Annotated in this window: 9 protein-coding genes; 4 read left to right on the top strand and 5 right to left on the bottom strand. The window is 64.1% G+C overall.

The annotated features are described in order from the left end of the window. Window positions 1-274: 274 nt before the first annotated feature. On the bottom strand, window positions 275-571 hold the full coding sequence (locus B2V17_RS10660; RefSeq protein ID WP_292997455.1) for a GIY-YIG nuclease family protein: 297 nt from the start codon (window positions 569-571) through the stop codon (window positions 275-277). A gap of 195 nt (window positions 572-766) precedes the next feature. Continuing rightward, window positions 767-2701, bottom strand: coding sequence for an excinuclease ABC subunit UvrC (gene uvrC, locus B2V17_RS10655; RefSeq protein ID WP_292997453.1), 1935 nt, complete (start codon window positions 2699-2701; stop codon window positions 767-769). A 134-nt stretch (window positions 2702-2835) separates the two neighbouring features. Here uvrC and B2V17_RS10650 point away from each other — a divergent pair, with 134 nt between their 5' ends. The 3 genes from B2V17_RS10650 to B2V17_RS10640 are packed head-to-tail and all read left to right on the top strand — an operon-like array spanning window position 2836 to window position 6118. After that, the gene (locus B2V17_RS10650) at window positions 2836-4374 is read left to right on the top strand and encodes a WS/DGAT/MGAT family O-acyltransferase (protein WP_292997451.1); all 1539 of its coding nucleotides are present in this window, start codon (window positions 2836-2838) and stop codon (window positions 4372-4374) included. Further along, a complete protein-coding gene (locus B2V17_RS10645) occupies window positions 4371-5174 on the top strand; it encodes an alpha/beta hydrolase (RefSeq protein ID WP_292997449.1) in 804 nt (267 codons plus the stop codon). Before B2V17_RS10650 ends, B2V17_RS10645 begins: the two co-directional genes overlap by 4 nt. Then, window positions 5174-6118 (top strand): alpha/beta hydrolase, encoded by a 945-nt coding sequence (locus B2V17_RS10640; protein ID WP_292997447.1) that lies wholly within the window; start codon window positions 5174-5176, stop codon window positions 6116-6118. Before B2V17_RS10645 ends, B2V17_RS10640 begins: the two co-directional genes overlap by 1 nt. Before the next feature lie 44 nt (window positions 6119-6162). Here the strand turns inward: B2V17_RS10640 and B2V17_RS10635 are convergent, their stop codons facing one another. Further along, the gene (locus B2V17_RS10635) at window positions 6163-6678 is read right to left on the bottom strand and encodes a hypothetical protein (RefSeq protein WP_292997445.1); all 516 of its coding nucleotides are present in this window, start codon (window positions 6676-6678) and stop codon (window positions 6163-6165) included. Window positions 6679-6809: 131 nt separating this feature from the next. Continuing rightward, window positions 6810-7433, bottom strand: a complete 624-nt coding sequence (locus tag B2V17_RS10630) for a hypothetical protein (RefSeq protein WP_292997443.1) — start codon at window positions 7431-7433, stop codon at window positions 6810-6812. A gap of 174 nt (window positions 7434-7607) precedes the next feature. On the opposite strand from B2V17_RS10630, the gene B2V17_RS10625 reads away from it, so the two are divergent. After that, window positions 7608-8342: a sterol desaturase family protein gene (locus B2V17_RS10625; RefSeq protein ID WP_292997441.1), complete on the top strand. Its 735-nt coding sequence runs from the start codon at window positions 7608-7610 to the stop codon at window positions 8340-8342. A gap of 119 nt (window positions 8343-8461) precedes the next feature. Here B2V17_RS10625 and B2V17_RS10620 read toward each other — a convergent pair whose 3' ends face one another. Beyond that, a complete protein-coding gene (locus B2V17_RS10620) occupies window positions 8462-10666 on the bottom strand; it encodes a prolyl oligopeptidase family serine peptidase (protein ID WP_414690798.1) in 2205 nt (734 codons plus the stop codon). Between the last annotated feature and the right edge of the window lie 32 nt (window positions 10667-10698).

The raw sequence follows: 10698 nt of genomic DNA, 5'->3' as shown, positions 1-10698 counted from the left end.
GCCAAACCGGCAGCAGGCCACACCGCCTGACCCCAACTTGGTTTGCCCAAGCGTCTTACCCCAACTCCGCTCAGGCTGAGCTTGTCGAAGCCCGCCAGCGACGCTGTGGTTTACCTCCCGCCTCAATCGGTCCGCGCGGACGCGGGGCCTTCGACAGGCTCAGGCTGAGCGGTTCTGGGGGGTTTTGGTTTGGCAATCCATATCCGCCATCCCACCGATTTAACCCAACTCCGCTCAGGCCGAGCTTGTCGAAGCCCGCCAGCGACGCTGTGGTTTACCTGCCGCCCTGGCGGTTGCGCGCCAGTTGGCTGATCAGACCCCAATCACCAGCGATCAGGGCTTCCTTCTTGGCGCGGCTCCAGCCTTTGAGCTTGCGTTCGGCCGCGAATGCCTCGTCGCGGGTCAGGAAGCGGTCGGACCAGACCAGCGTGACCGGAAGCCGCCGCGATGTGTAACCACCCAAAGCGCCGGTCGCATGCTGGGCCATGCGCTGGTCGATGTCGTCGGTGTGTCCGGCATAGTAAGTCCCGTCACGGCAGCGCAGGAGATAGGCGTAGAAGTAACCGTCCATTACAATTGGGCTAACGTGGGGGATGGGCTTCGACAAGCTCAGCCTGAGCGGAGTTGGGGTATGGCGATGGGGTAGCAGAGTCGAACGCCAGACCACCCCCCCACAGGACCGCTCAGCCTGAGCATGTCGAAGGACCCGCGTTCATGCGCAAGAGTTGCGAGAATCTGTGCGCAGCCCGAGACCGTTAGCCTGAACTCACCCCCCAGGATGATAAAAATCATAAACCGCCTGCGCCACCGCCGCGCTCACTCCCGGCGCCCGCTGCAAATCCTCCAGGCTCGCCGCGCGCACTCCGCCCGCCGTGCCGAAATGCAGCAGCAGCGCGCGTTTCCGCGCCGGGCCGATGCCGGGGATTTCATCGAGCGGTGACGCTGTGATCGCGCGGCTGCGTTTGTCGCGGTGGGCGCCGATGGCGAAGCGGTGGACTTCGTCGCGCAGGCGCTGGAGGTGGAACAGCAGCGGGGAATTTTCCGGCAGCATCTTTTCGCGGCCGTCGGGGAAGTGGAATACCTCGCGCCCCTCGCGCCCGTGGTGGGGGCCCTTGGCGATGGCGATCAGCGGCACATCCTCGATCCCCAGCTCTTCCAGCGTATCGCGCGCGGCGCTCATCTGGCCCTTGCCGCCGTCGATCAGGACGAGGTCGGGCCACATTCCGCCGTCGCGGTCCGGGTCCTCGCCCTGGGCGCGGGCGAACCGCCGGCTGAAGACCTCGCGCATCATCCCGAAGTCGTCGTTGGTCTGGGCGGTCTTGATGTTCCACTTGCGGTACTGGCCCTTGATGAACCCGTCCGGCCCGGCGACGATCATCGCGCCGAGCGCCTGCGCGCCCTGGATGTGGCTGTTGTCGTAAACCTCGATCCGCTGCGGCGGCTCAGGCAGTTCGAGGAATTCGGCCAGTTCGCGGTTGAGCCGGGCCTTGGTGCCGCTTTCAGCCGCGCGCCGTTCCAGCGCCTCGACCGCGTTGCGGCTGGCCTGCTCCATCAGCCGGCGGCGGTCGCCGCGCTGGGGGACCGACAGTTCGACCTTGCCCCCGGCCCCGTCGCGGAACGCTTCGGCCAGCAGCTCGGCCTCGGGCAGCAGGCGATCGACCAGGATGCAGCGCGGGGGCGGCACCTCCTCGTAGAACTGGGCGAGGAAGCTGGTCATCACCTCTTCGGGGGTCAGCCCCTCGGTATGGCCGGGGAAGAAGGCGCGGTGGCCCCAGTTCTGCCCGCCGCGGATGAAGAAGGCCTGGACCGCGACATGGCCGCCCTTTTCGGCCAGCGCAAAGATGTCGGCGTTGCCCAGTCCCTCGGCGTTGATCGCCTGGCTGCCCTGGATGAAGGTCGCGGCGCGCAGCCGGTCGCGCAGCATCGCCGCAGTCTCGAAATCGAGATTGGCGGCGGCGGCCTCCATCTGGGCGTTGAGCTTGGCCTGGACTGCCGAACTCCTACCGCCGAGGAAGTCCTTTGCCTCGCTGACCAGTTCGGCATAGCCCGCCTCGTCGATCCGCCCCACGCACGGCGCGGAGCAGCGCTTGATCTGGTAGAGCAGGCAGGGGCGATCCCGGCGGCTGAAGAAGCTGTCGGTGCAACTGCGCAGCAGGAACAGCTTCTGCAGCGCGTTGATCGTGGTGTTGACCGATCCGGCGCTGGCGAAGGGGCCATAGTAATTGCCCTTGGCCCGCCGCGCGCCGCGGTGCTTGGTGATCCGGGGAAAGGCGTGATCGGCGCGGAGCAGGATGAACGGGAAGCTTTTGTCGTCGCGCAGCAGCACGTTGTAAGGCGGGCGATAGCGCTTGATCAGCTGCGCTTCGAGCAGCAGCGCCTCGGCCTCGGAATTGGTGGTGACGATGGTCATCCCGCGGGTCTGGCTGACCATCCGTTTCAGCCGCAGCGGCAGGCGATCGACCTGGGTATAGTTCGCCACCCGGTTCTTCAGCGCCCGCGCCTTGCCGACATAGAGCACATCGCCGCGCGCATCGAGCATGCGGTAAACCCCGGGCTTGGGCCGCAAGGTCGCCTGCACCTCGCGGATCGCGGCCACCCCGGCCTCCAGATCGGGCTGGCCGCCCTTCATGGTATAGGTCGCCCGCTCCTCGTTGAAGCGGTCGGATCCGTTGGGAAGGTCTGGGCGGCCGGCCTTGGTCATATGGTGCAGATAGGCGCTGTCCCGCCGCTAAAAAAGCCGCGAGTTGACGGCAATCCCCGGTGTGTTACGCTGCATCGCACAAGACCCGGATACGGGCAGCAGGAGGGGACGGCCTTTTGAAGCAACTCCAGGGTATGGATGCATCGTTCGTTGCGCTGGAAACGCGCAATTCGCCGATGCACATCGGCTCAATCCTGATCTACAACCCGGAGACTGCGCCGGGCGGCTTCGTCCGCTACAAGGATATCCTGCGCTTCTTTGAAAGCCGGATGCAGCTGTCCAAGACCATGCGGCAAAAGCTGGTGCGGGTGCCGTTCGACCTCGACTATCCCTATTGGGTCGAGGACAAGGATTTCGACCTGGAATACCACGTCCGCCACGTTGCCCTGCCCAAGCCGGGGGACTGGCGCCAACTGTGCATCCAGGCGGCGCGGATCTTTGCCCGTCCGCTCGATCTGAGCCGCCCGCCGTGGGAGTTCACGATTGTCGAAGGGCTCGATAACATTCCCGGGGTGATGCCCGGTTCCTACGCGATGGTCACCAAGGTGCACCACGCCGCAATTGACGGGATGTCGGGCATTGACCTGATGGAGGCGCTCCACACCCTCGATCCCAACACGCCCCCGCCGAACGAACCGGACACCTGGAAGGGCGAGGATCCGCCCAATTTTGCCGAGCTGCTGGCCAAGTCGTGGCTCAACAACGTGGCCAATCCGCTGCGTCAGCTCGATGTCGCGGCCAAGGCAATGCCGGGGGTGGCCAAGGCGATCAAGGGCCTGGTCAGCAAGGACTTCAAGCTGCACGGCGAGATGATCGCCCCGCGCACGCGTTTCAACGCGGTGATCTCTCCCAACCGGGTGGTCGAGGGCCGCTCGATCCCGCTGGCCGATATCAAGGCAATCCGCGAGGCAGTGCCTGGGGCCAAGGTCAACGACGTGTTCCTGGCGATCATCGGCGGATCGATGCGCAAGTATCTGCAGGCGCACAACGATCTGCCTGACAAGACGCTGACCGCGATGGCGCCGATCTCGGTCCGCGGCAAGGACGAGAAGGGCGACATGGGCAACCAGGTCGCGGCGATGATCGCGCCGCTCGGGACCCATATCGAGGATCCGCTTGAGCGGCTGGCCTATGTCAATTCGCAGACGGTCAATTCCAAGGCGATGACCGACGCGCTTGGCGCGCGCAACATGACCGAGATGAGCAAAGTCAGCCCGGCGCTGTTCATGGCATTGGGGGCGCAGCTTTATACCCGGCTCGGCCTCGCCAACCGGGTCGGCCCACCATTCTCGACCGTGGTCACCAACGTGCCAGGCCCGCCGGTGCCGATCTATTCCAGCGGCGCGCGGCTGGAAAGCATGATGGGCCTGCTCTGCCTGACCGACGGGCTTGGGTTGGGCCATGTGGTGCAAAGCTATTGCAAGGAGGCGACGATCGCCTTCACCGCCTGCCGCAGCCTGATGCCCGATCCGGACTTCTACGCGCAGTGCATCGAGGAAAGCTTCACGGAACTGCGCGATGCTGCGCGCGTTGCTGTTGCGAGCGGTGCAAGTGCCGCCGAACCGAAACCGAAGGCCGCCAAGCCCGCCCCCAAGGCGAAGGCAGCCGCGAAAACCAAGCCAGCGGCGAAAAAGGGCGCTGCCAAGTCCGGAAAGGTCGCAAAAACAAAATGACCGCTACAACTGCCGCGCGTGAAGCGCTTGAGATAGAAGCGCGCCCACCGCATCGCCTGCTGGCCCTGGCCGAAGGACGGGCGGTGTTCGAACTGGCCTCGTTCTATGCCACCCGTCACCTGCTCGGCATGCTGCCAAAGGGCGACGGGCATCCGGTGCTGGTCCTGCCCGGCTTCCTCGCCTCGGACGGTTCGACCGCGCCGATGCGCCGCTTGCTGAGGGACCTGGGCTATGACGCCTATGGCTGGAAGCTTGGCCGCAATGTCCGGGTCGATCTGGCCCGGGTCCATGAGATGGAAGAACTGCTGCTGAAGATATTCAAGGATACCGGCCGCAAGGTTTCGATCGTCGGGTGGAGCCTGGGCGGGGTATTTGCCCGCGAACTGGCCAAGCTGCATCCCGAAGCAGTGCGCCAGGTCATCTCGCTGGGCAGCCCGATCCACGATGACCGCCGCCACACCAATGCCAGCCGCCTGTTCGAATTCCTCAACGGCAAGGAACCCGAGCCGATCAAGCACGGCCGCTTTACCGGCCTTGACGAAGCGCCGCCGGTGCCGACCACTTCAATCCTCACCCGCAGCGATGGGATCGTCCACTGGCGCGGTTCGGTCCAACATGCCGATCGCGGCCATGGGCAGACCGAAAACATCGTGGTCCATGCCAGCCATTGCGGCCTGGGGGTCAATCCCAGCGTGATGGTGGCGATTGCCGACCGGCTGCACCAGCCCGAAGGCACATGGACACCGTTCAAGCCGCGGTTGTCACAAAGCTGGATGTTCCCGGCTCAACGCCTGCACTGATGTCCACACGTCGTCTGGTTGACCCCAGCCTGCTGCCGCTGCTCGAACTGATGCCGGGCGGCGGTTTCAGCGATGAAGCCTTGCCGCAGATCCGGGCCCAGTCAGAGCAGCGCTTCGCATTTCTTGGCGAACCGGTGCTGCAGCCAGAGGTCAAGCTGATCGACGGCCCGGGCGGGCCGCTGGAGATCTATTGGTACGACCCGAGCCCGGGCACGACCGGGCGCGCGGCACTATTGCATATCCACGGCGGCGGGATGGTGATTGGCTCGGCGAGATCGATGCACCACGGCCCGGCCGGGATGGCGGCGGCGCTGGGCATTCCGGTCGCTTCGGTCGAATACCGGCTGGCGCCCGAACACCCCTTCCCGGCCCCGCAGGACGATTGCCTGGCCGGGCTGAAGTGGCTGTCGAGCAATGCTGAGGACCTGGGCGTCGATCCGGCGCGGATCGGGATCATCGGCGAAAGCGCCGGCGGCGGACTGGCTGCGGCCACCGCGCTTATGGCGCGCGACCTTGGCGGGCCGGCGCTCGCCGCGCAGTTTTTGGTCTTCCCGATGCTCGACCACCGCACCGGGAGCGAGGCTTGCCCCTATGACAATCCTACGACCGGCGAATTCATCTGGACACGTGAAAGCAACCGGTTCGGCTGGGGCGCGCTGCGCGGCAGCTATGGCATTGATGACGCACGCAAGGGCTGGTTCTCACCCACCCTGGCCGATAGCCTGACGGGACTGCCGCAAACCTGGATCGGCACCGGTAGCCTGGATCTGTTTCTGGACGAGAACCTGGACTATACGCGGCGTCTGATCGCGGCGGGCGTGCCGGTGGAGCTGCACGTTTACCCCGGCGCGATCCATGCCTTTCAGGCGATCGCCGACGGGCCTCTCGCCAAAGCCTTCAATCGCGACCTGCACGGCGCGATTGCTCGCTGGCTCAAGGAATGAGGCAATAGCAGGGGCAGCCGAAGCCGCCCCTGCCCCATGGATAGTTACCCGCGACCGCCAACATTGACGTTGCGGATCCGCCCGTCGCGATCGATCGAGCAGGTGAACTCGCCACCCGAAGCGCGCCCGGTCACACGCCAGCCATCGCCGTCACGATTAACCGAATCAACTTCAGCGCTCTCGCTCGATCCGCGGCCCACTTCGCCCAGACAGCGGCTGATCGCACCGTTGATCCCGGTGCTTTCCTGCCACTGCGGTCGATCGTCGCGGCCATAGTCGCGCGCATTACGGTCGTCTTCATAACGGGCGTCGTCATAGCGACGATCATCATTGCGCGGCTCATAGCGCTTCTTCTTGTTGTTGTTGCTGGCCGCGCTGGCGATCGCGGCGATGCCGCCGATGATCAGGATGCCGGTGATCACGTCCCCGGCATCGACCCGGTCGCGGTGGCGATAGCCGCCCCAGCCCCAGTTGTGGTTGGCCAGTGCCGGGGTTGCCATCATCGAAAAGGCCGCAGCCGAAGCCACTACGGCAGCGAAACGCGAAGTCTTGCGCGTCATGTCTCAGACCCTCCGGGCATGCGCTCCGGCCCCTGCCGCAGCCCGCAATGCCCCATTGCAGAATCGACTAGGCGGTCCAGGCTTTCTCTGGCCTGAACCGCCCGTCGCGTGCTCTTGGGGAGAGAGGAGGGTTAGAGCCCGCGGATCCCGTCGATGTCGAGGTCGGTCACCCGGCCACGCTCGATCCGGCATTCGAACGAACCGGCATCGTAACCGCGGTGGCTGTTGTTCCAGCCGCGATAGTCGCCGCCCCAGCCGTTGCCATAGTTGCTGTCACCGCGGCGCCATTCGTGGCCTCGGGTATTGACGGCAATCCGGCCCTTCACTTCCAGCCCATAGCGGGTTTCGCGGATCTGGCGGATGTCGGTCACATCGGCCCGGCCATAGCGCGAACTGGCATAGCGTTCAGCGGCATAGACGCACTGTTCAACCGCGCGGCGCGGGTTGTCGCGGTAGCCATTGCCGTAACCCGCCCGGTCATAGCGATAGTCGCGGTCGCGGTATTCGCCGCCATAGCGATAGTCACCACCGCGATAGTCACCATCACGGTAGTCGCCATAGCGATAGCCGCGATCGTTCCTGCTGGCGGCCGTAGCCACCGCCGCGATCCCGCCGATGATCAGCGCACCGGCGATCACATCACCAGCGCTGATTCCGTCGCGGTCGCGATGTTCAGCGAAAGCGGGGGTCGCCGAAGAGATCGCCATCGCGCCAGCCGCGATGGTCCCGACCAGAGCTTTGGACATAGTCTTCATGGCAGTCATTCCTTCACTTCGCCGGTACAGGATAGTCCGGCCATGAAGGGGTTCTACCGATTCGCTTGTGGCACGAAGCTGAACTCGCCGGTTAGCTGGCGTTCAGGTTTGAAGCTCTTTTCATGAACGACTAATTTAGCAACTCGTTAAGCATGAAACCTTAGGGTTGCTGCCATGCTGAACTGGATTGCCATGTTTTCCGGACCGCTGGTGGCGCTGGTCCTGATCGGCTGGGAACGCGTGATCGGCGCGCCGCAAACCGATTGGTGGATCAACCTTCAGTCGTGGTTTTTGAAGATCGTCGGAGCCTTCACGGTCTATGGCGCGGTGCAGGCCTGGCATGGCCCGGCCCTGATCGACGGGGCGAGCCTGCCAACCTGGCTCGCGGTGATCCTCTATGTGCTGGTCTACGACCTCGCCGAATATCTGTTCCACCGCATGCAACACCGGATCCCGCTGCTGTGGGCGATGCATTCGCTGCACCATTCCGACCCAAATATGTCGGTGCTGACAACCAACCGCCACTTCTGGGCCGATCCGCTGTTCAAATCGGTTACCGTCCTTTCGGCGGCAGCGCTGCTGATCTCGCCCACACCGACGGCACTGACGGTCTATGCCGCGCTCAGCTTGTGGAACTTTGTGACGCATTCGCAGTTGCGGATCGATCTGGGGCGCTGGTCGTGGGTGATCAACACCCCGGCCTATCACCGCCGCCACCATTCCGCCCTGCCCGAGCATTATGACAGCAACTTTGCGGCGATACTGCCGATCTGGGACGTGCTGTTCGGCGACTATCACCGGCCTGAGGGTTTTCCCCCGACCGGCTATTCAACCCGCCCGACCAACCTGCGTGAGCAGTTGTTCTGGCCGCTCTACCACCGCCGGAGCGAAGCCACCCCGGCGGAATAGTCATCGCGGCGGCATTGCCCTTGCTCCCCTCCCCGTAGGGGATGGGTCGGGGGGGTTCAATGCTTGCCGAGGGAGAACCCCCATCCCAACCCTTCCCCACCGGGGAAGGGCCTTAACTTTCATCGCGGCGGCATTGCCAGCCCGGTCCACTGCGCCAGGAAGGCGAGGATGTCCGAATTCTCGGCCACCACCTTGTCGGTCGGCTTGCCAGCCCCGTGCCCGGCGCGAGTCTCGATCCGGATCAGGTGCGGCTTGCCCCCGGGGTTCGCGGCCTGCAGCGCGGCGGTGTATTTGAAGCTGTGGCCAGGCACCACCCGGTCATCCGTATCGGCGGTGGTCACCAGCAGCGCTGGATATTCGACCCCGGTGCGAATGTTGTGGTAGGGTGAATAGGCCCGCAGCACCCGCCAGTCGGCTTCCTTGCCGGGATAGCCATAGTCATCGACCCAATACCGCCCGGCGGTGAACTTGTCGAAGCGCAGCATGTCCATCACGCCAACGGCAGCATTGCCGGCCGCAAACAGATCGGGCCGCTGGTTGACCACGGCGCCGACCAGCAAGCCGCCATTGGATCCGCCCTGGATCGCCAGACCGCCCTTAGGGGTGATCCCCTGCGCAATTAGGAATTCTCCCGCCGCGATGAAATCGTCGAACACATTCTGCTTGTTGTTCAGTCGTCCGGCATCGTGCCATGCCTTGCCGTATTCGCCGCCGCCGCGCAGGTTGGCCATGGCGAAGGCCCCGCCCGCTTCCAGCCAGGCCATCCGCGTGGCCGAAAATCCGGGGGTCAGCGAAATATCGAACCCGCCATAGCCGTAGAGCAGGGTCGGCACTGCCTTGCCTTCGGTCGCGATGCTCTTTTTGCGCACGATGAACATCGGCACCTTGGTGCCATCCTTCGAAGCATAGAAGCGCTGCTCGACCTTATAGTCGTCCGGGCTGAAGGTCAGCTTGGGCTGCGCGAAGACCGTGCTCTGCCCGGTGTTGCTGTCAAAGCGGTAGATCGCCCCGGGCTGGTTGAAGCTGGAGAATGTATAGAAAGTCTCCGGATCGCCTGGCCGTCCGCCAAAGCCAGTGGCCGTGCCGATTGCATTCAGCGTAATTTGCCGGACCGGTTTGCCGTCCAGCGATACGACCTCGGCAGTTGAGGCGGCATCCTTAAGGTAATTCAGGATCAACCGGTTGCCGACGATCCGGGCGCGCTCGAGGGTTTCGGCACGTTCGGGGATGACATCATCAAATGTCACGCGCGGTTCCATGCACACGTCATCAGCTTTGGCCGGTGCCGGGCAGGCGGTTCGATAAAGATCGCGCCGGGACAAATCGGCCCGCACGACCTTGAGCCTTGGCGCGCCCTTGTTTGTGATGAAGTAGAGCGTGTCACCCATCCCTTCCACCAGCCGCCAATCGTAGTCCAGCCCCTTCACCAAGGTTTGGGGTTTGCTCCACTTGCTGCCCGAAATACGGATCACGGTCAGTTCGAACTTGTTGTCGGTACCCTCGGCGCTGGTGATCACCATCCAGCGTCCGTCATGCGTCACTTCGGCGCCGTGGCCCAGCTTGGGCCGGTCGGGCGTGGCATAGACCATCCGGTCAGCCGATTGCGGCGTACCGATCTTGTGGAAGTAAACCGCCTGATTGGTGTTGAGCGATTGGAATTCCTGCCCCTTCTCCGGCGCGGGAAAGCGCGAATAGAGGAAACCGCTGTTGCCGATCCAGGAAATACCGGTGAACTTGGCCCACTTGATCTCATCCTTCAGGACCTTGCCCGTCGCCGTATCGAGCACCTTGATCGAGCGCCAGTCGCTGCCGCCATCCTGAATCGAATAGGCCAGCAGCTTGCCGTTATCCGACGGTTCCCAATCGGCCAGTGCGGTCGCGCCGTCCTTGGCCCAGGCATTTGGATCGATCAGCAGCCGCGGGGCACCGTCGAGCCCCTTGCGCACGAACAGCTGCGACTGGTTTTGCAGACCTGAATTGCGCATATAGAAATAGTTCGCCCCGGCCTTTCGCGGCAACCCGAAGCGCTCGTAATCCATCAAGGACTTGATCCGCTGCGCAAACCAGCCGCGCTGCGGCAGCGTCGCGAGATAGCCCTGCGTCACGGCGTTCTGCTGCTGCACCCACTCGGCCACCTTGGGATCGCTGCGCACATCGTTTTCAAGCCAGCGATAGGGATCTGCCACCTTCTCCCCGAATTGATCCTCAACGACATTGCCCTTGGCGGTAACGGGATAGGTCAGCTTCAGCTCCTGAGCGGCGGTGGCGGCAACGGCGGTAACAGCGAACAGGGCACCGATCAGGGTGCGGGCGTGAAAGGTCACGGATTTCTCCCCAGGAACCGCAAAAGGCGGGA

This window comes from Novosphingobium sp. UBA6272, assembly GCF_002440635.1.
In the GTDB taxonomy this organism is placed as follows: domain Bacteria; phylum Pseudomonadota; class Alphaproteobacteria; order Sphingomonadales; family Sphingomonadaceae; genus Novosphingobium.
Note: the sequence above shows the minus strand (reverse complement) of the source record. Positions and strands in the feature narration are given on the sequence as shown.

Excerpts from the sequence above, each read along its gene's own strand:
- uvrC (WP_292997453.1), bottom strand. The coding sequence starts at position 2,701 with ATGACCAAGGCCGGCCGCCCAGACCTTCCCAACGGATCCGACCGCTTC.
- B2V17_RS10660 (WP_292997455.1), bottom strand. The coding sequence starts at position 571 with ATGGACGGTTACTTCTACGCCTATCTCCTGCGCTGCCGTGACGGGACT.
- B2V17_RS10635 (WP_292997445.1), bottom strand. The coding sequence starts at position 6,678 with ATGACGCGCAAGACTTCGCGTTTCGCTGCCGTAGTGGCTTCGGCTGCG.
- B2V17_RS10640 (WP_292997447.1), top strand. The coding sequence starts at position 5,174 with ATGTCCACACGTCGTCTGGTTGACCCCAGCCTGCTGCCGCTGCTCGAA.
- B2V17_RS10650 (WP_292997451.1), top strand. The coding sequence starts at position 2,836 with ATGGATGCATCGTTCGTTGCGCTGGAAACGCGCAATTCGCCGATGCAC.
- B2V17_RS10630 (WP_292997443.1), bottom strand. The coding sequence starts at position 7,433 with ATGAAGACTATGTCCAAAGCTCTGGTCGGGACCATCGCGGCTGGCGCG.
- B2V17_RS10625 (WP_292997441.1), top strand. The coding sequence starts at position 7,608 with ATGCTGAACTGGATTGCCATGTTTTCCGGACCGCTGGTGGCGCTGGTC.
- B2V17_RS10645 (WP_292997449.1), top strand. The coding sequence starts at position 4,371 with ATGACCGCTACAACTGCCGCGCGTGAAGCGCTTGAGATAGAAGCGCGC.